The sequence below is a fragment of the Actinoplanes couchii genome, from assembly GCF_016862075.1.
GTDB lineage: Bacteria > Actinomycetota > Actinomycetes > Mycobacteriales > Micromonosporaceae > Actinoplanes > Actinoplanes couchii.
In genome coordinates, this window is record NZ_BOMG01000064.1 from 92,617 (window position 1) to 117,701 (window position 25,085).

A 25,085-nucleotide genomic window follows, 5' to 3' on the forward strand; every position below is an offset into this window, starting at 1 on the left:
GAGACGAGGAGCTGTGACGTGACGATCGCCGACGACGCGACGACCCCGTGGATCCGGCGCTACCACCCGGGACCGGGCCGGGAGGTACGGCTCGTCTGCTTCCCGCACGCGGGCGGCTCGGCCAGCTTCTACCACCCGGTCTCCGCCGCGCACGCGACCACGGCCGACGTGGTGTGCCTGCAGTACCCGGGCCGGCAGGACCGCCGACGGGAAACCCCCTACACCGCCATCGGCCCGCTGGCCGACGCGGTCGCCGCCGAACTGCGCACGCTCAGCGACAGGCCGACGGTGTTCTTCGGGCACAGCATGGGCGCCGTTCTGGCGTTCGAGACGGCGCTCCGGCTGGAACGCGACGGAAACGGGCCCCACACCGTGATCGCCTCCGGCCGGCGCGCGCCGTCCACGGTCCGCAGCGAGACCGTGCACGAGCGCGACGACGACGGCGTGGTCGCCGAGTTGAAGCGGCTCAACGGCACCGTGCCGGGCCTGCTCGGCGACGACGAGATCCTGCGGATGGCGCTGCCCGCGATCCGCGCCGACTACCAGGCGATCGAGACGTACCGCAGCGCGCCGGACGTGCGGCTGCGGGCCGGGATCACCGTACTGACCGGGCACGCCGACCCGCTCACCACCGCCGCCGAGGCCGCGGCGTGGGAGGGGCACACCGGCGGGCCGTACCGGCTGGCCGGTTTCCCCGGTGGACACTTCTTCATCGCCGCCCACCAGTCCTCGGTGAACGCCGAGATCGCCCGGGACCTGGCGGACGCCCGCCGGGCCGCCGCGGTGCGATGACCCCCACCTCGACGGACCAGGACTAGGACTCGCACATGCGCACACTGCTGGTCGACAACTACGACTCGTTCACGTACAACCTGTTCCATTATCTCGCCGAGGTGAACGGGCAGCAGCCCGAGGTGATCCGCAACGACGACCCGGACTGGCGCCCCGAGCGTCTCGCCGAGTTCGACAACGTGGTCCTCTCCCCCGGCCCCGGCACCCCGCACCGGCCCGCCGATTTCGGGCTGTGCGCGGCGATCGCCGCCGAGGGATCCCTGCCGGTGCTCGGGGTCTGCCTCGGGCACCAGGGCATCGGCCTGGCCCACGGCGCGCGGGTGGGCCGGGCCCCGGAACCCCGGCACGGCCGCACCTCGCTGATCCGGCACGACGGCACCGAACTGTTCGAGGGCCTGCCGTCCCCCCTCGAAGTGGTCCGGTACCACTCGCTGGCGGTCTCCGAGCTCACCGGTGACCTGGCGGCCACGGCGTGGACCGAGGACGGCCTGGTGATGGCGCTCAGGCACCGCAGCCTGCCGTTGTGGGGTGTGCAGTTCCACCCGGAGTCGATCGGCACCGTCGGCGGGCACCAGCTGCTGGCCAACTTCGGCAAGCTCAGCGCACAGCACCGCCCGGCCCGGCCGGTCGTGGCGATCACCACGCCCGCCGCCGTCCGCGACGAGGCGCCGCAACCGGCGCGCAAGCTCCGGGTGCTCGTCGAGGCGATGGACACCCGCTGGGACGCCGAGGTCGCCTTCGACACCCTGTTCCGTGGCGGCCGGCACCCGTACTGGCTGGACAGCAGCCGGACCGGCGGGCCCGGCGAGGTCTCGGTGATGGGCAACGCGTCCGGCCCGCTGGCCCGGATCGCCACCGCCGACGTCACGGCCGGCACCGTCACCGTCGCCGCCCGCAACACCACCGAGGTGTGGTCCGGCGAGTTCCTGGACTGGCTCGACGCCGACCTGCGCTCGCTGGACACCACGGTCCCGTTCCTGCCGTTCGAGTTCGCCCTCGGCTGGGTCGGCGCGCTCGGCTACGAACTGAAGGCCGAGAGCGACGGCGACGGTACGCACTCCTCACCCGAGCCGGACGCGGTGATGGTCTTCGCCGACCGGGCGATCGTGCTGGACCACCGCACCCGCTGCACCTACCTGCTCGCCCTCGCCGAGGACGGCGACGACGCCGGGGCGCGGGACTGGCTGGCCGCCACCACCGCCACCCTGAAGACGCTGACCGGCCGGGAGCCGTCCCCCTGTGACACCCCGCCCGCCGCGCGGACCAGCGAGCTGCGGCTGCGGCACGACCGACAGCAGTACCTGGGCCTGATCGACGACTGTCTGGAGGAGATCCGCAGCGGCGAGACGTACGAGGTCTGCCTGACCAACATGATCGAGGCGGACACCGACGTCGACCCGTGGCAGGCGTACCGGTTCCTGCGCCGCTTCTCCCCCGCCCCGTTCGCCGCGTTCCTCGGCTTCGGTGACGTCTGCGTGCTGAGCACCTCGCCCGAGCGGTTCCTGCAGATCGACAGGCACGGCGGCATGGAGTCCAAGCCGATCAAGGGCACCCGCCCGCGCGGCCGGACCCCGCAGGAGGACCTGCAGCTCGTCGACGACCTGGCCAACAACGAGAAGGACCGCGCCGAGAACCTGATGATCGTCGACCTGGTCCGGCACGACCTGGGCCGCTGCGCCGAGGTCGGCTCGGTGCACGCGGACAAGGTCTTCGACGTCGAGACGTACGCCACCGTGCACCAGCTGGTGAGCACCGTCCGGGCGCAGCTGGCCGCGGACCACAGCCCGGTCACCGGCGTGCGCTGTGCCTTCCCCGGCGGCTCGATGACCGGGGCGCCGAAGATCCGCACGATGGGGATCATCGACCGGCTGGAGGCCGGGCCGCGGGGCCTCTACTCCGGCGCGATCGGCTACTTCTCCCTGACCGGAGGCGCCGACCTCAGCATCGTGATCCGCACGGTGGTGCTCAACAACGGCCGACTGCGGTACGGCGTCGGTGGCGCGATCATCGCGCTGTCCGACCCGGCGGCCGAGTACGAGGAGACCGCCGTCAAGGCGCGCCCCCTGCTCACCCTGCTCGGCGCGGAGTTCCCGGAACGCCAGAACGCGCAAGCCTGACCCCCTCGGGAGACCCCCATGGCGATCACCGCCGCGGACTACCAGCTCATACCGGCCGACGATCTGACCTCGTTCCAGCGTGGTCTCACGCTGCCCGCAGTGTTCGCCCGCGCGGTGGCCGCCGGCGGGCCGGCCGTGGCGATCGTGGACGGGGACCGCTCCTTCACCTGGGAGCAGTGGCGCACCGAGGTGGACGCGGTGGCCCGGGGCCTGCAGGAGGCAGGCGTCGGGCCCGGTGACGTGGTCGCCGTGCAGCTGCCGAACAGTGTCGAGTACCAGACCACGCACCTGGCCGTCGGCGAGATCGGTGCGGTGATGCTGCCGTTGCACAACGGCATCGGCCGGCGGGACGTGCTCGCCCTGCTGCACCGCGCCGATCCGGTCGTGCTGGTGACCGCGGACGCCGGCGCGGCGGCGGAGTTGCTCGCCGAGACCCCGTCGCTGCGCACCGTGCTGACCCCGGACGTGTGGCACGCCACCGCGGACCGCTGGCGTGGGCACCGGCCCCGCCCGGTGCAGGTGCGGCCCGATTTGCCGATGCTGCTGCTGCCGTCGTCCGGCACCACCTCGCAGCGCCCGAAGATCTGCGTGCACCACCACGACGGGCTGCTGTCCAACATCTCGTACATCACCGAGGAGGCCCTCGACTCGCTGCGGGCCGGCATCGTCACCGCCTGCCCGCTGACCCACCTGTTCGGTCTCCAGTCGATCCACATGGCGCTGATGGCCGCCTGCCGGCAGACCATCCTCAGCGCCTGGGACACCGAACGGTTCCTGGTCGTCGGCCGCGAGGCGCAGCCGGGCATGGTGTTCCTGGTGCCGCCGCAGATCTACGACGTCATCGGCTGGTCGGCCCGGACCGGCGAGCCGGCCGGTTTCGCGCCGCGCGAGGTGCGGACCGCGGGCGGTGTGCTCCCGGCGGCGGCCGCCGACCAGCTCCGGTCGGCGCTGGACACCTCGGTGGTGGTCGTCTGGGGCATGTCCGAGCTGGGCACCGGCACCCGCACCCTGGTCGACGACGACGGTGTCGTCGCGGCCACCACCATCGGCCGTCCCGGTCCCGGTTCCCAGGTCCGTATCCGGGACGAGGACGGGAACCCGGTCGCCGCCGGTGTGCCGGGTGAGCTGCAGTACCGGGCGGCGAGCATGTTCCGCGGCTACCACGGTGATCGCGAGGTGACCGCCGAGGCGATCACCGGCGACGGCTGGCTGCGCACCGGTGACACCGCCGCGCTGGAGGCCGACGGCCGGCTCGTCTTCCACGGCCGCGCGGCCGAGATCATCAACGTCGGCGGGCGGAAGGTGAACGCCGTCGAGGTGCAGGGCCTGCTGGCCGACATGCCCGGCATCGGCCCGCTGGCGGTCGTCGGGCAGGCCGACCCGCGGCTCGGCGAGTTCCCCTGCCTGGTCGTCACCGAGGCGGTCCGGGACCGGATCGACCTCACCGCGGTCACCGGCTTCCTGCGCGGGCTGGGCCTGGCCGAGTACGGGATCCCGCTGGACCTCGTCCACCTGCCCGAGCTGCCCAAGACCCCGGCCGGCAAGATGCACCGGCGGGCGCTGGAGGACATGCTGCGCCGGCGCACGACCGGCCCGGCCCGGTACGCCGGCAGCCTTCAGGACGCGCTGGACCTGGTCCGGGTCTGCGTGGGCCGGATCGGCGGGGACGCCGGCATCGGTCCCGGCGGCGCCTTCCGCGATCACGGCCTGGACTCGGTCGGCACGATCCGGCTGCGCAACGCCATCGCCGAGGCGACCGGCCTGACCCTGCCGGCCACTCTGGCCTTCGACCACCCGACCCCGCTCGCGGTCGCCCGGCACCTGACCGGGCACACCACCGACGAGCCGGACGAGACGCCGGCGGCCGGCCAGGACGAGCCGATCGCGATCATCGGCATGGCCTGCCGGCTGCCCGGTGGCGCCGATTCCCCGGAACGGCTGTGGGAACTGGTCACCGACGGTGTGGACGCGATCACCGATTTCCCGGCCGACCGTGGCTGGGACCTGGAGACGCTGTTCCACGACGACCCGGACAACCCCGGGACGACGTACGCCCGGCAGGGTGGTTTCCTGTCCGGCGCGTCCGGTTTCGACGCCGGGTTCTTCGGCCTGTCCGACCGGGAGGCCCTGGCCACCGACCCGCAGCACCGGCTGATGCTGGAGGCCGCGTGGGAGGCCTTCGAACGGGCCGGGATCAACCCCTCGGCGGTGCGCGGTTCCCGTACCGGCGTGTTCACCGGGTCCATGTACGCCGACTACGCCACCGGCCCGGCCGGCGAGCTGGAGGGTCTGCTCGCCGTCGGGCGGGCCGCCAGCGCCCTGTCCGGCCGGATCGCCTACCACTTCGGCCTGCACGGCCCGGCCCTGACGGTGGACACCGCCTGCTCGTCGTCGCTGGTGGCGCTGCACCTGGCCTGCCAGTCGCTGCGGTCCGGCGAGTCGTCGCTGGCCCTGGCCGGTGGCGCCGCGGTGATGGCCACCCCGGACTCGTTCGTGGAGTTCTCCCGGCTGCGCGGGCTGGCCCCGGACGGGCGGTGCAAGTCGTTCGGCGACGGCGCCGACGGCGCGGCCTGGTCCGAGGGCGCCGGGGTGCTGCTGCTGGAACGCCTGGACGACGCCCGGCGCCACGGGCACCCGGTGCTCGCCGTGGTCCGCGGCTCCGCGGTCAACTCCGACGGCGCGTCCAACGGCATGACCGCCCCGAACGGCCCGGCCCAGCGGCGGGTGATCCGGCAGGCGCTGGCCAACGCCGGTCTGTCGGCCGCCGACGTGGACCTGATCGAGGCGCACGGCACCGGCACCGCGCTGGGCGACCCGATCGAGGCGCAGGCGATCCTGGCCACCTACGGCGAGGCGCGTACCGCGGACCGTCCGGTGTGGCTCGGCTCGGTGAAGTCCAACCTGGGCCACACCCAGGCGGCGGCCGGCGTGGCCGGGGTGATCAAGGCGGTGCAGGCCATGCGGCACGGTGTGCTGCCCCGCACCCTGCACGTGGACCGCCCGACCACCCAGGTCGACTGGTCCCGCGGCACGGCGCGGCTGCTCGGCGAGCCCCGGCCGTGGCCGGCCACCGAACGGCGCCGGGCCGCGGTCTCGTCGTTCGGGATCAGCGGCACCAACGCCCACGTGATCCTGGAGGACGTCGCCGTTCCCATGCCCGCGCCGCGGACCGCCGGGACGGGATCCGGGCCCTGGTTCCTCTCCGCCCGCAGCGAGGCGGCCCTGCACGAACAGGGCCGGCGGCTGGCGGCACATCTGGCGGCGGTTCCCGCGGAACCCGCCGACGTGGCGTTCTCGCTGGCCACTTCCCGGGCCGTGCACGACTACCAGGCCGTGGTCAGCGGCGCCGACCAGCTCGGCGCGCTCCCGGTGACCCGGCGGACCGGCGACGGCGGGCTGGCCGTGCTCTTCTCCGGGCAGGGTTCGCAGCGCGCCGGGATGGGACGTGCGCTCGCCGCCCGGTACCCGGTGTTCGCGGCGGCCTTCGAGCAGGCGTGCGCCCTTCTCGGCGACATCGGCTGGGACGATCTGGACCGGACCGGGAACGCGCAGCGGGCGATCTTCGCGTTCGAGGTGGCCCAGTACCGGCTCCTGGAGTCGTGGGGCGTCCGCCCGGACGCGGTCGCCGGCCATTCGATCGGTGGGGTCGCCGCCGCGCACGTCGCCGGGGTGCTGTCCCTGCCGGACGCGTGCACGCTGGTGGCCGCCCGGGCCCGGCTGATGGAGGCGCTGCCGGCCGGTGGCGCGATGATCGCGGTCCAGGCCGCGGCCGCCGACGTCCCGCTCACCGAGGGGGTGTCGCTGGCCGCGGTGAACGCCGCCGACGCCGTCGTGCTGTCCGGTCCCCAGGACGCGGTGACCGCCGTGGCCGCCGGCTTCGCGCGGACCAAGCGGCTCGATGTCAGCCACGCCTTCCACTCCGCGCTGATGGACCCGATGCTGGACGAGTTCCGCGCCGCGATCGCCGGGCTGACCCACCACGCGCCGACGGTGCCCTGGATCTCCGACACCACCGGCACGGCGGTCACCGAGACCGGCCCGGACTACTGGGTGCGCCACGTCCGGGACACGGTCCGGTTCGCCGACGTGGTCACCACCCTCGCCGCGGACCGGATCGGCACGTTCCTGGAGGTGGGCCCGGATGCCGTGCTCACCCCGATGGTCGGCGCCGGGACCGCCGTTCCGGCCGGCCGCCGGGACCGGGACGAGGACACCGCCCTGCTGGAGGCGGTCGGCCACCTGCACGGCGCCGGGGTGCCGATCGACTGGGCCGCGGTGCTGCCCGGCGCGCAGCCGGTGCCGCTGCCCACGTACGCGTTCCAGCACCAGCCGTACTGGGTGTCGGCCACCCCGTCCGCGCCGTTGCTGATGCCCCCGCCGGCCGAACTGCTCACCGGGCTGGACGGGCTCGACGACCTGGAGCAGGACGACAAGCTGCTCTCGATCGTGTCCGGCGAGCTCGCCGCGGTGCTCGGCGGCGGTCCGGTCGGCGCCGTCGACCCGGCCCGCCCGCTCATCGAGCTGGGTGTCACCTCGGTCAACGCGATCGAGTTGCGCAACCGCCTGATGACCCGGACCGGGGTGACCATGCCGGCCACCCTGGTCTACGACCACCCGACCCCGAACGCGGTCGTCCGGTTCCTCCGCAAATCCCTGGTGCCCGCGGCGGAGACGTCGGTGGACAGTCTGATCACCCGTCTGGAGCGGATGCTCGCCGACGGCGTGTCCCTGGACACCACCGCGTCCCGGCGGCTTCGCGCTCTGGCGGGCGGCCGCCCGAGCCTGGACGAGGCCAGCGACGACGAGCTGTTCCGCCTGCTGGACGAATCCTGACGGGGCACCGACGACGACACCCGCTCGCGATGCCGCGAGCGGGTGTCGGGCCGGAGGCCGATCATGGGTGGAGGGGTTCAGATCATGCCCGCGCGCAGCGCGTAGGCGACCGCGTGCGAACGGTTACGCAAGTGGAGACGGCCGGTGATCCCGTGAATGACGTTCTTGACCGTGCGCTCCGAGTAACAGAGCTCGGCGGCGATCTCCTGGGTGTCCATCCCGTCGGCCATCAGCCGGAGCACGTCGACCTCGCGGGGCGTCAGGCCCGACGGGTTGAGGCCCTGCGGCGTCAGCACCTCGCGCTGCACCCGCTCGATGTGTTTGAGCAGCTCACCGACCATGGCGGGTGGCATCACGCCGCCACCGGCCGCGGTCGCCAGCACCCCGTGACCGAGTCGTTCCGCGGTGACCGCGCCGCGCGGCAGGATCGTCGCCACCCGGTACTCCACAGCGGTCAGCAACTCACCCTCGGTGATGCCGTCGACGACCAGTACCACCGGCGGACCATCGGCCGCCGCCGACCGGCGCAGCAGGGTCCACACCTCCGGCGTGACCTGCTCACCGCAGACCAGCATCACGTTCGCGCCACCGGCCGTCCCGGCCGGGAGCACCTCGATCTCCGGTGTGGCCTCCAGCAGCGTCACCAATCCGGCGCGACTGACCGGGTCCGGTGCTTCCACGACCACCCGAACCTGCTCCACGTCTTCGTACCTCCGACATCCACGGATCGGGACGATCCGCCCGGTTCCGACACCACCCCCGTGTCGTTGCCAGTGTCTGGAGGCGATCTTCAGGAAATCTCTCGACGTTCTTCAGAAACGGAAGGCGTTCGTGAAGGTTCGGCCGCACGGCGGATCGACTCGATGTATTTGGGGAGTTCGGCCAGCGCCTTCTCGGTCAGCCCGGGCGCCACCTGCTCGACGAAGACCGCGTCGGTCACCGCGCCGGCCGGCTCCTCGGGCAGCTCGTCGGCCCGCGGCCCGGACGGTTGCCGCCGGCACAGGATCTCGTGCCGGGCCCGGACCACCGACAGGGTCTTCTCCAGCCCGGCCAGGATCTCCTGCGCACGGGCGGGTTCGACGGTCAGGCAGCCCCGCCGGGCGAGCGTGAGGAACAGGTCTCCGGCGAAGGGACTCCACGACTCGTCAGGCATCCGCCCAGTTCACCTGACATCCGGCGGACCGGGAACGTGCTCGCCGATTTCCTGCCTCTGGTGACCACCGGGTCTGCCCTATGACGTCAAGCGACCACGCCCGTGAACGATAAAGATCATGTTTGGTGGCAATCCAGGGCCACACGGTCTAGAAATGGTAATCCTTCCTGGCAAGTCTCCGGACCACCGGAGAACCCGCGGCGTCAGGAGGGCGACACACGAGAACGAGGCGAGGGATGCCGGCAACGAGCGGAAGCATCGAACTACGGCTGCTGGGCCGACCGCGGGCGTGGCGGGACGACAGCGAGTTCGTCCTCGGTTCGGCTCACCGCAACGCCGTGCTCTGCATGCTCGCCCTGCACCCGGGCGTGGCCGTCACCCGCGACCAGTTGATCGCCGCGATCTGGGGCGATCAGGCGCCGGCCAGCGCGATCGGCAACGTGCACACCTACATCTCGGCCCTGCGCCGGCTGCTGGAACCGGACCGGGACCGCTGGTCGGCCGGCCGGCTGCTCACCTCGGGCGGTGGCACCTACCGGCTGAACATCACCGCGGACGACGTCGACGTCACCCGGTTCGAGACGTTGCGGGAGACCGCCCGCCACCACCGGCTGACCAACAACGTCCCGGCCGAGCTGGCCACCGTCGAGACGGCACTGGCGATGTGGCACGGCGACGCGCTCGACGGGGTGCCCGGCCCGTTCGCGGCGGCCCAGCGGACCCGGCTCACCGAACTGCGCCTGGCCACCGCCGAACGGCACGCCGTCCTGCTGGCCGAGACCGGGCGGCCGGACAACGCGGTGCGGGCACTGCGCACCCTGTCCGAGGAGAACCCGGAGCGCGACTCGGTCCAGGCCCTGCTCACCGGGCTGCTCGGCGGCGGTCGCCGGGCCACCGCCTCCACCGGGCCGGCCGTCTTCGGGCGGGACACCGAGATTCAACACCTTCGCCTGGCGGTACGCGGGACGGGCCGGAGCATCCGGATCGAAGGACCACCCGGCATCGGCCGGTCCACCGTGCTGTCCACGGCGCTGCGCGGCCACGTCCCGCCCGGGCACCGGCTCGGCTGGGCCGACGGTGACCGGTTGTCGCACCGGCTGCCGATGGGCCTGCTCACCGAGTGCCTCGAAGCGAGCGGAGCCGTCGAGCCGCACGCCGTCCCGCAGTCCGTCGACGGGGTCGTCGAACTCATCGGCGGCCTGCTCGCCACCGGTCCGCTGACCCTGGTGATCGACGACATCCACCTGGCCGATCCGCTCACCCTGTGGGCCTGGGGGCGGCTGGCGCACCTGCCGCTGACACTGATCGCCACCGCCCGTACCGGCGCGCCGGTTCTTCCCGAACTGCCCGCCGGCGAGGTGATCCTCCTGCCGCCGCTGGATGACACCGCCGCGGCCGCCCTGGTCCGGGCCCGGTCACCGCTGTCACCCGGCACCGGCGAGCTGCGCCGGATCCTCGCCGAGGCGAACGGCCACCCCGGGCTGCTGGCGGGTCTCGCCGCCGAGACCGCCGGGGACCGGCAGAGCCTGCCCGACGCGGGCGCGGCGTGCACCGAGGCGTTCCCGGAGAACACCAGACGGCTCCTGCGGGCGGCCGGCGCGCTCGGCGTGTCACCGCAACCGGCCGAGGTACTGGCCGTCGCCCTCGGCAACACCCCGTACGAGGTGCGCGAAGGTCTGGAACCGGCGGTGACGGCGGGGCTGCTCCGGGCCGGGGACGAGCGGATCGCCTTCGTCCATCCGGCGCTGGGCCGGGCGCTGCACGAGAGCTCACCACCGGCCCTGCGGATCGCCCTGCACCGCCGGTTCGCCCAGCGCATCGCCGAAGCGGGCGGACCACCCGAGGTGGTGGCCGGTCAGCTGCTGGCCGGTGAGTTCTCGAACAGCACCGAGGCCGCCGGCTGGCTGGTCCGGCACATCGCCGGGCTGGCCGAGAGCAACCCGGACCTCGCGGTGGCGGTGCTGCGGCGGGCCCGGCTGGTCCGCACCCTCGCTCCGGAGCACCGCCTGCAGTTCACCGCCTGGCTGGCCCGCCTGCTCCTGTGGCGGGGCGCGGACGCCGCCGCCGAGGCCGGCTGGGTCGCGGCCCGGGCCACCGACCCCGACCTGGCCGGCGAGATGCGGTGGACGGCGGCGATGTCCCACGAGCGCAACGGCGACGTGGAGGCGGCGACCGCCGCCGCCCGGGCGGCACTGGCCGAGCCCCTGATCACCGATCCGTGGCAGCACCGGGTCCGCGAGATGCTCGACCGGCTGCGGCCGCTGACCACGGGCGTGCCCACCCATCCGCACCTGCCCCGCTCGGACGTGCTCGACCCCGGGACGGGGTGCGGATGACGATGCGGATGTCGGTACTCGGGCTGGTCCGGGCCTGGCGCGGGGAGACCGAACTGGTGCTCGGCCAGCCCCGGCAGCGGATGCTGTTCGCCGTGCTCGCCACCGCCGGGCGGCCGGTCGGGCGGGACGAGATCATCGCGGCCGTCTGGGGCGCCAACCCGCCCACCACCGCGGCCGGCAGTGTCCACACGTACGTCTCCGGGCTGCGCCGTACCCTCGGCCGCGACCGGATCGTGTCCGGGCCGGCCGGCTACACGCTCGTCGTGCACCCCGGTGAACTGGACCGGGACGAGTTCGACAGGCTCTGCGAGCAGGCCGCCCACAACGACGCGCCCGCGGCCGTGAGCCTCCTGGACCGGGCGCTCGGCCTGTGGCAGGGCGAGGCGTTCGCCGGGTTGAACGGGCACTGGGTGGAGGAGGAACGGGCCCTGCTCACCGAACGGCGGCTGACCGCCGTCGTCCAGCGGTCCCGGGCCCTGACCGAGCTGAACGACGACAGCGCGGTGGCCGAACTCGGCGACCTGACCGGCACCCACCCGCTGCACGAGCCGCTGCACGAGGTCCTCATGCTGGCGCTGATCCGGGCCGGCCGGGCCGGCGAGGCCGAGCAGGTCTTCCAGCGGATCCGGCGGGCGTTGCGCGCCGAACTCGGCGTGGATCCGGGGCCCGCGCTGCGCGGACTGCACGAACATCTGCAGGCCGGGCCGCGGCCGGCGCCGGTCCCGGTCGCTGCTCCGGCCGGGCGCGGCGCGGAGATCGACCGGCTACGGACCCTGGCCGGGGCCCTGACCGTTGGCCGGGGCGGCTCGGTGTGGATCGAGGGCGAACCGGGCAGCGGCAAGAGTCTGCTGCTGGACGCCGCGTTCGCCGATCCGGGCGTCCGGGTGGTCCGGGTCGCCGGATCCGAGAACGACGAGGACGCGCTGGTCCCGGTGTTGACGAGGATCCTCGGGCAGCTGCGGGAGTCCGGGGCGGCGAGCTCGCTGATCCTGATCGTCGACGACCTCCAGTGGACCGGGGCGTGCGAGATCCTGCTGCTCGATCAGCTGGTCGCTCTCACCGCGCGGCTGCCGCTGCTGGTGGTGACCGCGTCCCGTACCGCGCCCGCCAACCAGGATCTGGCCCGGCTGCGGCGCGGACCGGTGATCCGGCTCGGTCCGCTGCCGGCGGACGTGCTCGAGACCCTGCTGGCCGAGATCGTCGGCGCCCCGCTCGGGCCCCGGCTGGCGACGATCGTGCCGCTGTCCGGAGGCAACCCCCGCTACGCCCGTGGCCTGGCGATCGCCCAGTTGCTGCGGGAAGTGATCGAGATGCGCGACGGGCGGGCCGACCTGCCCCCGGCCGCCTCGATCGAGCCGCCGCGTGCGCTGCTGGCCGAGATCCGCGGCACCGTCGAGGTGCTCGCCGAGCCGGTGCAGGAGGCGTTGCGGACGGCGGCCCTGCTGGGCCCGGCGTTCGGCGTCGACGACCTGATGGCAGTGGCCGGCGACACGTCGCTCGACCTGCTCGACCACCTGGCCGAGGCGCTGACCGCCGGGGTGGTCGTGGAGTACGGCCGGAAACTGGCCTTTCATCCGCCCCTGTTGCGCCAGGCCCTCTACGACGGTGTCCCGGTCGCGGTCCGCCCCGTGCTGCACCGGCATCTCGCCGAGGTGCTCACCCGGGCCGGCAGCCAGGCCACCCTGGTCGCCGGCCAGCTGATCGCGGCCGCGCCGATCGTGGACGACTGGGTGCTGACCTGGCTGTCCGGCAACCACGAGGAGGTCGCCCGGCACGATCCGGCGGTGGCCGCGGACCTGATCCGGCAGGTGCTCGGCTCCGGGCTGCCGGACCCGGCGACCCGGCAGTCGCTGACCGTCGCGCTCGTGAAGGCGGAGTTCCGGCGGGGCCGCTTCCCGCTGGCCGAGTCCGAGGAGGCGATCCGGCAGGCCACCCGGGTCAAGGAGCGGGCCGGGCTGCGCCAGCTGGTGGCCTCGATGGCCGATCAGCACGGTGACCGGGCCACCGCGATCCGGGTTCTGGAGGAGGGACTGGCCGACCCGGACACCCCCGACGTCTGGCGCTGGCGGCACCGGTCGTACCTCGCCCGGGTCCGCCGTGGACCGCTGCCGGATCCGGACCGGGCCGGCACCGCCACCGTCTCGGCCACGGCCGCCGAGCAGGAGCACGAGGCGATGATCGCCTGGAAGACCCGCTGGCTCACCGCCACCGTCCGCCGCGACCACGAGCAGGCCCTGGCGTACGTCGACAGTGCTCTGGAACTGGTCCGTGGTTCGGCCCGCAATCCCACGTTCGTCCTCGACCTGTACGGCCGGCGGATGTTCACCCTGCACAACCTGGACCGGCTGGACGAGGCGGAACTGTCGGTCCGCGAGGCCACCCGCTTCGCCGCACGGCACCGGCTGCAGTCGTCGACCGTGCTGACCGCACCGGTGGCGATCCAGCAGTACTGGCACGGCCGGTGGGTGGACTCCCTGCACGACGAGGGCGGCGGCCCGCTGCGGCACGCGGTGGCCACCCTCGTCGCCGGGCACCGCGGCGCCACCGACCTGGCCCGCGCCCATCTGGAGGCGGCCGAGGCGGCACTGGCCACCGAGGCCGAGTGCGAGTGCCCCGACTACCTGCTCGCCGCCCGTTCCCTGGTGGCCGAGCAGCGGGGCCGCCCGGAGGAGGCGCTGCTGCTGTTCGGTTCCCTGCTGGAACCCGGCAACGCCCCCCTGGTGGTACGCCACCAGTGGCTGCCGTGGGTGACCCGGCTCGCGCTGCGGGTGGGCCGGCCGGACGTGGCCCGGCGGGCGGCCGCGATCTGCGCCGAGGAGGCGGAGCGCGACCCCCGGCCGGGCCGGGCGGCCTGGGCGTCGGGCCGCTGCCGGGCGCTGCTCACCGGTGACCCGGCGCCCGCGCTGGCAGCCGCGGCCCACTACCAGCGGGTCGGCCGCCGCCCGGAGCGGGCCGGGGCGCTGGAGGACGCCGCCGTCCTGCTGGCCGCGAGCCGCCGTCCGCACGACGCGGCCCGGACCGGCGCCGACTCGTTCGCGCTGTACGGCACGTTCGGGGCGTCGTGGGATCAGGGCCGGCTGCTGCGGCGGCTCGCCGAGTACGGTGTCGAACCGCCGCCCGCCCCGTGACGTGCGGTCAGCGGACCTCCATCTCGAACAGTGAATAGCCGTACTCCACGGCCCGTTTCGTGCCGAACATCCGCACGAAACGGCCGGGGACACCGCCCATCAGCACCGTCACGTTGCCGCCGGTCCCGCCGGTGATGCTGCGCACGGTCGTCCAGTCGACACCGTCGAGGGAGACCTCGATCCGGTAGTCGGTGGCGTACGCCACCTCCCACCACAGCTCGACCTCACTGATCCGGTACGTTCCGCCGAGATCGACGCTCAGCCATTGCGGGTCGCTGAAGGTGCTGCTCCATCGGGTCTCCGGGTTGCCGTCGACCGCGGAGTCGGCGACGAACGGCGGACTCTCCGAGCTGGACGCGGTGGCCGGGCGGCCCAGCGCCAGGTTGCGCCCGGTGGGGTTCGCGGTGCCCCGGACCTTGGACCGGGACGGTGACGCCGACGACCGGGACACGGCCGGGCCGGCGCTCGGCACCTCGACCGGGGCCGGCGGCTGGGACCTCCGGCTCGACCGGCCCGGGCTGGGCATCACACTCGGGCTCGGCCCGGCGTCCACGCCGGACACCGGGGCCGGTGATCCGACCGAGGCGGGCGGAGCGGCCCGCGGGACGTCGATGACGGTGTCGCCGTAGTTCGCCACCATGACGACGGCGATCAGCCCGGCCGCCGACAGGAACCCGGCGGGGACGAAGATCGGCCACCGCGCGCGGGCCGGCGCCGGTTTCTCCCCGGCCGGTTCCGCGCCTTGCGGCACCGGCATCTCGCCGACGAGCATGGCCAGCAGGTCCGCCGCGGTGGGCCGGTCGGCCGGCTGTTTGGACAGCGCCAGCCGCAGGATGGCGCGCAACGGGTCGGGCAGACCGTCCAGGTCGGGCTGCCGGCTCATGATCCGGGCGACGGTGACCGGGAGCGAGTCGCCTCCGAACGGGGTGCGCCCGGTGCCCGCGTAGGCGATCACGCAGGCCCAGGCGAAGACGTCGGCCGCGGGCGTGACCGGGGCGTCGCGCCGGTCGTCGGCGAACCGCTCCGGCGCCATGTACGCCACCGTGCCGACCAGCACGTCGGCCCGGGTGAACTGGCTGGTCGCCACGAGCGGCTGGGAGATCCCGAAATCGATCACCTTGGGGCTGCCGGGAGGCAACAGCACGTTGTCCGGCTTCAGATCCCGGTGGATCACCCCCGCGCCGTGGATGCCGGTCAGCGCGGTGGCGACCCCGACCGCCAGCGAGTGCAGGGCGCCACCGCGCAACGGCCCGCGTTCCTCGACCACCTCGGTCAGGGTCGGGCCGTCGACGTACTCCACCACCAGGTAGGGCGGATCGTGGTCGAGGTCCGCGTCGAGGAATTCCGCGGTGCAGAACGACGGCACCTGCCGGGCCCGCTCCACCTCGCCCCGGAACCGCCCGCTGAACTCGGCGTCGGCGGCGAGTGCCGGATGGATCAGTTTGACGGCGACCGGGGTGCCGTCCGGGTCCTCGGCGAGGTAGACCACTGCCATGCCGCCGGTGCCCAGCCGCCCGAGGAGCTGATACGCGCCTATCTTCTCGGGATCGGCATCCGACAACGGATTCACCCGGAACGCGGTGTCCACAACTCTCCCTGCCACAAGGTCACGGCGACCGCCCGGCCCCACCGGCACGGGGCCGCTGGAGTCTCTCCCGAATGACCTATTGACTGCAAATGTGAAGTGTTCTCAGGTGGCCGGAACGGTGTGACCAGGGGCGATCGATGCCTGGACGACCAGGGCCGCCGCGCCGATCCCGGCCGCGTCCCGGGGCTGGGCGGACAGTTCGACGGAGATCTCGTGGCGGTGCCGGGCGTGGGCGGTGCGGGCCAGGTGCGCGCGCAGCCGGCGGGCGTAGATGGAACCGGCGACGGCCACACCGGGACCGGTCAGCACCACCCGGCCCAGGTCGAGCAGGTTGACCATCGAGGTCACCGCCAGGCTCAGGTAGCCGGCGGCCTGGTCCACCACGGCGTACGCCCGCGGGTCACCGCCGACCGCGGCGTGCGCCACCGCGTCGTACGCGCTGGAAATGGTCTTCTGATCGACGGTCAGACCGGCTTCACGGGCTGCGTCCACGGTGGCCTCCATCGACGCGTACCGTTCCACGCAGCCCTTGTTGCCACACGGACAGGGCCTTCCGTCGTACGCGATGGACAGGTGCCCCAACTCCCCCGCGTCGAAGCTGGCGCCGCGGAACAACGCGCCGCCGAAGACCAGTCCCGCGCCGATCCCGGTGGACAGGTAGACGCTGCCGAACGCCTGCTCCCGGGGCACCCGGCGACTCCAGAACTCGCCCAGCCCGGCGGCGGCCGCGTCGTTCTCCACGATCACCGGAATGCGCAGCCGATCGGCGAGCGCGGCGCGGACGGCAGCCCAATGCGGGGCGTCGGCCTCGGCGCCGGGACGCGCGGTGGCGGCCACGATCGCCAGGCCCTCGATCCGGTCGCGGGGCAGGTCGAGGTCGTCGACGAAGTCACCGAACCGTTCGGCGAGCCGGGCGGCCAGGTCGACGCCGTCGAACGGGACGACCTCACGGCCGACGACACCGCCGGTCAGGTCGATCGCGACGCAGTTGAGGGTGTCCGGGCCGAGGTGGAAGCCGATGCCGAAACGGTTGGCCGGGGTGATGGCGAGCAGTTTGCGGGGCTTGCCGCGGGCCGAGTCGGCGGAACCGGTCTCGTAGATCACCCGGTCGGCGATCAGGTCCCGCACGATGTTGGAGATCGACGGCTGGGTGAGGCCGGTGCGTTCGGCGAGCTCCACCCGGCTGATCGAGATGGTGGAGCGGATGACGTCCACGATCAGGGCCCGGCTGCCCGGCCCGGCGACGGAGGTTTCCCGGCGTGCCATTACCTGTGGTCTCCGTTCGCATGCCGCCTGCTGACAGGCGATACCGTACCTTTCGGTGCCAGGGATGCGGAGGAACCGGTGACACAGGCGCAACGACGGGTGGGCGTGGTACTCGAGCGGGCTTCCCGGGTGCTCGGCGAGGAGCCGTTCTACCACGAGTTCGTCGAGGGGCTGGAGCGCGTGCTGAACCCGGCCGGTGTCTCGGTGCTGGTCAAGATCGTGACCGACCGGGAGGCGGAGAACCAGGCGTACGAGCGGTGGGCCGAGCGCCGGCGCATCGACGGTGTGATCCTGGTCGACCTGACACCGGACGACGACCGGGTTCCGCTGGTGGGACGGCTGGGCCTGCCGGCGGTGGTGCTGGGCGCCCCGTCGACGGCGTCCGGGCTGCCGACGGTGTGGACCGACGACGCGGGGTACGCCCGGGAGGCGGTCCGTCTGCTCGCCGGGCGCGGGCACCGGACGATCGGGCACCTCAGCGGGCCGTTGTCGTTCCTGCACACCCAGTTGCGCCGCGCGGGCGCGCTCGAGGAGGCCGCGGCGCTGGGTGTCACCGTGGTGCAGGCCGACGGCGACTACTCCTACCAGTCCGCCCAGGTCGCCGCCGCCGAGCTGGCCGCCCGGGAGTGCACCGCGATCATCTGCGACAACGACCTGATGGCCCTGGCCGCCCTGGACACCCTGAAGGAGCGGGACATCGCCGTGCCGGGTGACGTGTCGGTGGTGGCGTGGGACGACTCCGCACTGTGCCAGCTCGCGGTGCCGGCCCTGTCCGCGATGAGCCACGACGTGGTCCGGATCGGCGAGATCGCCGCGGGCGCGATGCTCGACGCGATGGCCGGCGAGCCCCCGGCGGTGTACCAGGCGCCGCCCGCGGTGTTCGTGGCCCGCGACAGCACCGGCTGAGGCGTCGTCGCGTCACCGCCGGATCAGGTCGGCGACCTCTGCGGGCCGGTCCGGAGTCGTAGCGGTCCGGAGGCCACGAACCGTTCGTGTGTGTCGACCATGGAGAGCGTTGTCCCCGCGTACCCAAGCCGCGGTTTTTTCGTTAAATTATTAATCTAAAGTTGACAGGGTGCGGATGGCCGTCGATGCTCTCCTCATGCGAATCCCCCGTCCCGCCTGGGCCGTCGGCGCCGCTCTGGTGCTGCTCGGCGCGGGTGTCAACGCTCCGGCCGCGGCCGCGTTCCCGGCCACCCCGAAGTCCACCGTCCTCAACTATCTGCGGGCGATCACCGGCACCTCGATCGTCTCCGGCCAGCACAACAAGGAACCCGCCGCACAACCCGGTCAATACACCCGGCAGGTGTACGACGTCACCGGCCAGTACCCGGGTCTCTGGGGCGGCGACATGATGTTCACCGGCACCGACATCGCCGACCGGCAGCGCGTCGTCGACCAGGCGAAGACCGAATGGGCCAACGGCTCACTGGTCGCCCTCACCTGGCACGCCTGCTCCCCCACCGGCGGCGCCACCTGCCAGTTCGACGGCGGCGTGAAGACCGGCATCAGCAACGCGCAGTTCCAGGAGATCGTCACCGGCGGCACGTACCTCAACGGGGTCTGGCGCAGCCGGATGGCCGCCGTCGTGCCCTACCTGCGGCAACTCAGGGACGCCGGGGTGCCGGTGCTGTGGCGGCCGTTCCACGAGATGAACGAGACCTGGAACTGGTGGGGCGCCCGGCCCGGGGCCAACGGCGGCGCCAAGATCTACCAGCAGATGCGCGACTACTTCGACAGCCAGGGCCTGGACAACCTGATCTGGGTGTGGAACGTGCAGGACCACCCGACGGCGAACTGGGCGCAGTACTACCCCGGCGGCAACTATGTCGACGTGGTCTCCCTGGACGTCTGGTGGAAGGGCCACCCGTCGGCGGCGGACTACCAGCAGATCCAGTCGATCGCGGCGGGCAAGCCGATCGCGATCGCCGAGATGGGCAAGGTCCCGACCGCCGCCCTGCTGACCGGCCAGCCCCGGTGGGCGTACTTCATGATCTGGTCCGAACAGCTGCGCGGCAGCAACACCAACGCCGAGATCCAGGCGGCGTACTTCCATCCCCGAGTCCTGAACCAGGGTGAGGTCCGCCTCGGGTGAGTTCGGTGCTCAGCGCGGCAGCACCCGCATCACCCTGGCACGACAGGTGCCGCCGGGCTCGCATCCGTCATGGCCCTCGGCCGACCGTTGCGAGCCACGGATCAGGTTCCACAGCGCGTAGGCGTTGTCCTCCGCCTCGAGCCGCGCCGCCTCCCGGTCCAGCTCGCCGTGCCGTCCCTGTTCGGTGAGCAGCCAGCCCAGCTGCAGAAACCGCCGGTCGCCGGGCCAGCCGCGGACCTCATCGGTGGCCTCCACCGCACGGCCGGCCATGGCCAGGGCCCGCGCCAGGCGGAAACGCGCATGATCCTCACCGGCTTCGACGGCGGCCCGGTAGGCGCCGATCGCGTCGTCCAGCCGGCCGCCCTTCTCGTAGATCTCGCCGAGCATCCACGGCGAGGCCCCGTCCTGGTCGATCGCCTGCCGGTAGACGGCGATCGCCTCGTCGTACCGTCCGGTCCGGGTGCACAGCTCGGCCAGCGAGATCCGGACGCGGCAGCCGACGCCGTCCGCGATCATCGACCGGTACTCCCCGATCGCCTCGTCGAGACGGCCCATCCGGGTCAACTGGGTGGCGAGCCCGTCCCGGGAATGCTTCTCGCCGTCCCGGACCGCGGCCCGGTACTCCGCCAGTGCCTCATCCGGCCGATCGTCACCGGACAGCAGTGCGGCGAGCGCCACACGCGCCCCCGGCATCCCGCCGGCGACGGCGGCCCGCCAGAGGGCCTCGGCCTCGCCGGTACGCCCCTGTTCGTCGAGGAGCCCGGCCAGCTCATCCAGTTCGCCGAACTCCGCCTGCCCGTCCCGCATGATCACCAGCACACGGTAGAGGAGGTATCGATGGCAGGATCGTTCCGGTATTCCAGCGCCCCGGAGCACCGGCCCATCTGATGTCATGGCTTCCCGGCGGCGCCTCCGCCTGGACTCTGCCGCACCGGACGTCCCGGAGGTGCTGGCGCAGACCCTCGCCGACATCCATCACTTCGATCCCGGATCGAACAGACCCCGGACCTACCAGTCATGGGCGTCGCCGGGTAGGCGAGTCGTCGTGCCATGGATGCGGCGGTCGGCACTCTGGGAGAAGGCATTCGAGCTGCTGGATCAGCCCGCACCAGCGTATGCGGGCACGTTCCTGCACCGCGACTTCCACCTGGGCAATCTGCTGTGGTCGCGGGGGCACATCAGTGGCGTGGTCGATGGGGTCGAGACATCGTGGGGACCGGCCAGACTGGATGTCGCGCATGCAGCCACCCATCTGGCCATGGTGCACGGCATCGAGGCATCAGCCGGATTCACCGACGCGTACCGCCGCCGCACTGACGATCGAAGCGACGAGGAACAGTTCCGGTACTGGAGCGTCATGGACATCGTCGGCTACCTCCCGGACCCGGTGAAGGTGGTCCAACCATGGCGTGATTCCGGCGTGGACATCACCGTCGATCTCGCCCGCAGCCGACTCGAACAGCGACTCGACCAGGTCATTCGGTCCAGCTGACGGCGTGACCCGGCTGCGTGATCGCACTCACGGTGGTCGCGGAACAGCTTCCCGGGTAGGTTAGTTATTGGCCAACCACTAACCTAGGAGTCGCCATGAACCCCACCCCCGCACAGCACGCCCTCTCCGAGCACCTCCGCCTGGTGTCATCCGGTCAGATCGACGAATGGATCAGCCTGTACGCCACGGATGGCCGCATCGAGTTCCCCTTCGCGCCGGCGGGTGTGCCGACCGAGGTTCAGGGGCGTGAGGCACTGATCGCACACATGCGCGGCTTCCCACAGACCTTCGATCTGAAGTTCGTCGACGTGAAGTTCATCGAGACCACCGACCAGCGGACCGCGGTTGCCGAATACCGTTCGGAAGGCAATGCCGTCAGCACCGGCAAGCCCTACCACCAGACGGTCATCTCGGTGATCCACCTCGACGAGGCAGGCCTGGTCGAGCGGTTCGTCGATTACTGGAACCCTCTCGTGGCCATCGAGGCCATGACCCCCGACGAGGCAGCGAGTGGCGCCAATGATGTGGCGTGGCCGACGTCGCACTGATCCCCGGCCGGACCGGGGTGGGCGCCCCGCCCACCCCGGTCCGGCCGTGAAAGACTGGTCGGCATGCCCGCCCCCGGCTCCAGCGTGAAGAGTGATCAACGCCGCCGAGTGGTGCTGGGCGCCGCGGTGGCCTGCTTCGCGCGCAAGGGTCTGTACGGCACGACGACGGGTGAGATCGCCGAACGGGCCGGGATTTCCCAGCCCTACGTCTACCGCCTGTTCGCCAACAAGGAGGCGCTGTTCGCCGGCGCCGTCCACCATGTTTCCGAACTCATCTCCCAAGCGCTGACCACGGCCGGCGCCGACCGGAGCGGGCCGCCCCGCCAACCGGAGCTGGCGATGCGTTCGGTCCGAACGGCCTACAGCACCCTCATCGAGGACCGGGACGTGATGCGGTTCCTCATGCAGGCCAACTGCGCCACTGACGAACCGCTGATCGCCGACGCGGTGCGGGAATGCTACGCCCGGCAGGTCGCACTCGTCAGTGAGCTCTTGGACCACGACGCCGCCGCCGTCCGGCACTGGTTCGGCGCCGGCATGCTCGATAACGTCACGCTGGCCCTCGGCCTGGCCGACGTCGACGAGCCCTGGGCGCGAACCCTCGACGGACGCGGCTGATCGCCACCGCAGCCCGGACGGGAATGGACTCATACGGCCGGGTGATGCCGGACCTTCATGACGAGGACACGGCGGTCCGGGCTGACATCATCGGGACGTGTTCTCTTCCTTTCTTGTCTCGATCATGTCGACGGTGACCGGTGCGGTCGTCGGTGCGACAGGCGTGGTGGCGCCCGCTGCGACCGACGACGGCTACCGGGCCTCGATCAAGACCATCGGTCGCGCCGAAGCGGGCGCGATGACCGGCGTCTCATGGCGCGAGGGCTGTCCGGTGCGGATCGCGGACCTGCGCCGGGTGGAGTTGACCTACTGGGGCTTCGACAACACCCGGCACCGAGGCGACCTGATCGTCCACGAAGATGTGGCGGCCGGCGTGGTGAACATCTTCCGGGAGCTGTACGCGATTCGTTTCCCGATCCGGACGATTCTTCCGGTGGATCGCTTCAACGCCGACGACAACGCGTCGATGGCCGCCGACAACACCTCGGCGTTCAACTGCCGCCCGAAAACCGGCGCGACGAAGGGCTTCTCCGTGCATTCGTACGGCAAGGCCATCGACATCAACCCGCTGGAGAACCCGTACATCAAGGGCACGGTCGTGCAACCGCCGGCCGGAAAGACGTTCACGAACCGTGCGAACACGCGACCCGGCATGATCAAACGCGGTGACCGGGTCTGGCGGGCGTTCACGACGAACGGTTTCACCTGGGGCGGGGAATGGACGTCGCTCAAGGACTATCAACATTTCGAGGTCCCGGTCTGACCGTTGACCACGGTCGCCAGGTCGGTGAGCACCCACGGAACCTCGACAAGTGACGGATCGAGGGTGTGCGGGGCCCGGACGTGGAAGGTGACCGACTCCCCGGGAAGCAGGGTGACGAAACCCCGGTCGACGATGGCCTGTGGGTCGATGCGGTCGGGTTGCAGCAGGATGTCGCGGGCCAATCCGGTGGCGTGCACGTGGACGTCGAGGCCGCCGGTTACGATCTGGACGTCCACGGTGAGACCGCCATCGGCGAGCGGGTGGTCGTCGGCGAACCACAGCGCGCGGGCGTCGCCGAGCCGGGCCACCACCACAGGATCCCCGGCGGCCTCGACCGGGACGTGTGCCACCGACCGCGGCGCCACCGCCACCGACACGTCCTGATCGTTGACGGTCAGCGTCCCGGTCCAGGTGCAGGCGGTGTCGTTGAGGACCGCCACCACCAGGCCACCGTCGCGGGTCTGGATGGTGAGCGCCCGGTCCGCGTTCATCTCGCCGAGCGCGAAGTAGAGCGGCTTGTACCGCCCGGCCCCGTCGATCGCCGCCCAGGACGTGACCGGCCACAGGTCGTTGAGCTGCCAGAGGATGGCGCCGCCGGTGTGCGGCCAGTGCGACCGCCAGTGTTCGACACCGGTGCGGACGGCCCGGACCTGGTTGAGCTGGGTCAGATAGTGCCAGGCCTCGACGCTCTCCGGCCGGGGAAGATCCGCGGTCAGCCCACGGGCGAGCTTGCCGTTGCCGTCGTCGGCTTTCTGGTGGTGCAGCACACCGGGCGAGTCCGGCAGGATCGGATCGTCGGAGACGGCGTCCCGCAGCGTGGTCCAGGCCGGCGGCGCCTGCCACCCGAACTCCGCCACGAACCGCGGAGCCGACAGCCGGTAGTTCATGTACGGTTCCCGGTTCCAAACCTCCCAGGAGTGGAAGGTCCCGTGATCGACGTCGTTGGGTTCGTGCTCCCACGACCCCGACCAGGGACTTCCCGCCTGGTACGGACGGCTGGGGTCGAGTTCGGCGACGATCTCCGGCAGCGTCTCCAGGTAGTACCGCGAACCCCACGTCGCACCGGACGAGCCCCACCCCATCGCCCCGTGCAGCCACAGGTTCTCGTTGTTGCCACTCCACGTGATCAGGCTGGGATGCGACGCGAGCCGGCTCACGTTCTCCCGGGCTTCGGCGACCACCTCGGAGTGGAGCGGCTCCTCCTCCGGATAGTCGGCACACGCGAACAGGAAGTCCTGCCAGACCATCAGCCCGAGTTCGTCGCAGACCTCGTAGAAGGCCCGGTCCTCATAGATCCCGCCACCCCACACCCGGATCAGGTTCACCCCGGCGGCGGCCGCCTCCCCCAGCCGCCGCGCGTACCGTTCCCTGGTCATCCGGGACGGGAAGATGTCGTCCGGGATCCAGTTGACCCCCTTGATCAGCACCGGCGCGTCGTTGATGTGGAACACGAATCCGGTTCCCGCGTCGTCGGGAGTCTGGTCGAGCCGCACACTCCGGAATCCGACCCGGCGCTCCCACCGATCCAGTTCCTGATCACCATCGGTCAGTACGACGGTCAGCGTGTACAACGCCGGCTCACCGTGACCACGCGGATTCCACGGTTCCACTCCGGGCACGTCGATCTCCGACCGCGCCGAATCGGCATTGACCGCCACCACTGATCCGATCTGGTGGCCGTCGAGAAGGATCGTCGCGCTCAGCCCACAATCGCGGATCCGCTCGATGTCCACGGTCAAGTTCAACTTCCCGACCCCGCTTGTGTACGTCGTGAGCGGGCGAACCGCCGCGAGCCGCGCCGTGCTCCACCCCTCTAATCGCACCGGTCGCCAGATCCCGGCGGTGACCAGCGTCGGTCCCCAGTCCCAGCCGAAACCGCACGCCATCTTGCGGATGAAGTTGAACGGCTCCGGATAGGCGTTGTCCCGCTCCCCCAGCAGCTCACGAACCCTCTCGGCCTCGGCATAGGCGGACTCGAAACGCACGGTGAGCGGCTGCGGCCCGCCGGCGAGCAGTGTGGTCACGTCGTACCGGAAACTGCGGTGCATGTTGCGGGTCCGCCCCAGGGAGACGCCACCGAGTTCGATCGACGCGACTGTGTCGAGGCCGTCGAAGACGAGGTCGATCCGGTCGTGGGCCGGTCCGGTCCAGGCGACTTCCCGGGTGTACTGCCAGTCGGTGTGCCCGACCCAGGCGACGGCTTTCTCGTTGTCGTCCAGGAAGGGATCGGGCAGCCGGCCGTCGTTGATCAGGTCGACGTGGACACAGCCGGGAACGGCAGCCGCGATGGCCGGATCGCCGGGCTTCTCGCGCAGTTCCCACGCACCGCCGAGGTCTTGTGAATGCAGCATGTCCC

The 25,085-nt window shown here is 72.1% G+C and carries 17 protein-coding genes; 11 read left to right on the forward strand and 6 right to left on the reverse strand.

Features of this window, described 5'->3' with window-relative positions:
• The first annotated feature begins 18 nt into the window (after nucleotides 1-18).
• From Aco03nite_RS26205 to Aco03nite_RS26215, 3 genes are read left to right on the forward strand one after another with little or no spacing between them, the layout of a single operon-like run.
• Nucleotides 19-792 (forward strand): thioesterase II family protein, encoded by a 774-nt coding sequence (locus Aco03nite_RS26205; protein ID WP_203798849.1) that lies wholly within the window; start codon nucleotides 19-21, stop codon nucleotides 790-792.
• Nucleotides 793-827: 35 nt separating this feature from the next.
• Nucleotides 828-2,909, forward strand: a complete 2,082-nt coding sequence (pabB, locus tag Aco03nite_RS26210; RefSeq protein ID WP_203798851.1) for an aminodeoxychorismate synthase component I — start codon at nucleotides 828-830, stop codon at nucleotides 2,907-2,909.
• Nucleotides 2,910-2,927: 18 nt separating this feature from the next.
• The gene (locus Aco03nite_RS26215; protein ID WP_203798853.1) at nucleotides 2,928-7,742 is read left to right on the forward strand and encodes a type I polyketide synthase; all 4,815 of its coding nucleotides are present in this window, start codon (nucleotides 2,928-2,930) and stop codon (nucleotides 7,740-7,742) included.
• A 77-nt stretch (nucleotides 7,743-7,819) separates the two neighbouring features.
• On the opposite strand, the gene Aco03nite_RS26220 is transcribed toward Aco03nite_RS26215, so the two are convergent.
• On the reverse strand, nucleotides 7,820-8,443 hold the full coding sequence (locus Aco03nite_RS26220) for a helix-turn-helix transcriptional regulator (RefSeq protein ID WP_203798855.1): 624 nt from the start codon (nucleotides 8,441-8,443) through the stop codon (nucleotides 7,820-7,822).
• A gap of 89 nt (nucleotides 8,444-8,532) precedes the next feature.
• A complete protein-coding gene (locus tag Aco03nite_RS26225) occupies nucleotides 8,533-8,895 on the reverse strand; it encodes a hypothetical protein (RefSeq protein WP_203798857.1) in 363 nt (120 codons plus the stop codon).
• Between the two features lie 236 nt (nucleotides 8,896-9,131).
• On the opposite strand from Aco03nite_RS26225, the gene Aco03nite_RS26230 reads away from it, so the two are divergent.
• Entirely contained in the window at nucleotides 9,132-11,231 is a 2,100-nt protein-coding gene (locus Aco03nite_RS26230) for an ATP-binding protein (RefSeq protein WP_203798860.1), read from the forward strand.
• A complete protein-coding gene (locus tag Aco03nite_RS26235; RefSeq protein WP_203798870.1) occupies nucleotides 11,228-14,359 on the forward strand; it encodes an ATP-binding protein in 3,132 nt (1,043 codons plus the stop codon). The genes Aco03nite_RS26230 and Aco03nite_RS26235 overlap by 4 nt, the downstream gene beginning before the upstream one ends.
• A 7-nt stretch (nucleotides 14,360-14,366) precedes the next feature.
• Here Aco03nite_RS26235 and Aco03nite_RS26240 read toward each other — a convergent pair whose 3' ends face one another.
• Nucleotides 14,367-15,947: a protein kinase domain-containing protein gene (locus tag Aco03nite_RS26240; protein ID WP_203798872.1), complete on the reverse strand. Its 1,581-nt coding sequence runs from the start codon at nucleotides 15,945-15,947 to the stop codon at nucleotides 14,367-14,369.
• Between the two features lie 102 nt (nucleotides 15,948-16,049).
• Nucleotides 16,050-17,213 carry an ROK family transcriptional regulator gene (locus Aco03nite_RS26245; RefSeq protein ID WP_203798875.1) on the reverse strand — a complete coding sequence of 388 codons (1,164 nt, stop codon included), beginning with the start codon at nucleotides 17,211-17,213 and terminating at the stop codon, nucleotides 16,050-16,052.
• Nucleotides 17,214-17,291: 78 nt separating this feature from the next.
• Here Aco03nite_RS26245 and Aco03nite_RS26250 point away from each other — a divergent pair, with 78 nt between their 5' ends.
• Entirely contained in the window at nucleotides 17,292-18,119 is an 828-nt protein-coding gene (locus Aco03nite_RS26250; RefSeq protein WP_203798877.1) for a LacI family DNA-binding transcriptional regulator, read from the forward strand.
• A 196-nt stretch (nucleotides 18,120-18,315) separates the two neighbouring features.
• Nucleotides 18,316-19,308, forward strand: a complete 993-nt coding sequence (locus tag Aco03nite_RS26255) for a glycosyl hydrolase (RefSeq protein ID WP_203798880.1) — start codon at nucleotides 18,316-18,318, stop codon at nucleotides 19,306-19,308.
• A 9-nt stretch (nucleotides 19,309-19,317) separates the two neighbouring features.
• Here the strand turns inward: Aco03nite_RS26255 and Aco03nite_RS26260 are convergent, their stop codons facing one another.
• Nucleotides 19,318-20,115, reverse strand: coding sequence for a tetratricopeptide repeat protein (locus tag Aco03nite_RS26260; RefSeq protein ID WP_239145457.1), 798 nt, complete (start codon nucleotides 20,113-20,115; stop codon nucleotides 19,318-19,320).
• An 85-nt stretch (nucleotides 20,116-20,200) separates the two neighbouring features.
• On the opposite strand from Aco03nite_RS26260, the gene Aco03nite_RS26265 reads away from it, so the two are divergent.
• The 4 genes from Aco03nite_RS26265 (at nucleotide 20,201) to Aco03nite_RS26280 (ending at nucleotide 22,729) form a co-directional block, all read left to right on the forward strand.
• Nucleotides 20,201-20,800, forward strand: coding sequence for an aminoglycoside phosphotransferase family protein (locus Aco03nite_RS26265; RefSeq protein WP_203798884.1), 600 nt, complete (start codon nucleotides 20,201-20,203; stop codon nucleotides 20,798-20,800).
• Nucleotides 20,801-20,895: 95 nt separating this feature from the next.
• A complete protein-coding gene (locus tag Aco03nite_RS26270) occupies nucleotides 20,896-21,348 on the forward strand; it encodes a nuclear transport factor 2 family protein (protein ID WP_203798886.1) in 453 nt (150 codons plus the stop codon).
• Nucleotides 21,349-21,411: 63 nt separating this feature from the next.
• Nucleotides 21,412-21,966 carry a TetR/AcrR family transcriptional regulator gene (locus Aco03nite_RS26275; RefSeq protein WP_203798888.1) on the forward strand — a complete coding sequence of 185 codons (555 nt, stop codon included), beginning with the start codon at nucleotides 21,412-21,414 and terminating at the stop codon, nucleotides 21,964-21,966.
• A gap of 97 nt (nucleotides 21,967-22,063) precedes the next feature.
• A complete protein-coding gene (locus Aco03nite_RS26280) occupies nucleotides 22,064-22,729 on the forward strand; it encodes a M15 family metallopeptidase (RefSeq protein WP_203798890.1) in 666 nt (221 codons plus the stop codon).
• On the opposite strand, the gene Aco03nite_RS26285 is transcribed toward Aco03nite_RS26280, so the two are convergent.
• Nucleotides 22,705-25,080 (reverse strand): glycoside hydrolase family 2 protein, encoded by a 2,376-nt coding sequence (locus Aco03nite_RS26285; protein ID WP_203798892.1) that lies wholly within the window; start codon nucleotides 25,078-25,080, stop codon nucleotides 22,705-22,707. The genes Aco03nite_RS26280 and Aco03nite_RS26285 overlap by 25 nt on opposite strands.
• Between the last annotated feature and the right edge of the window lie 5 nt (nucleotides 25,081-25,085).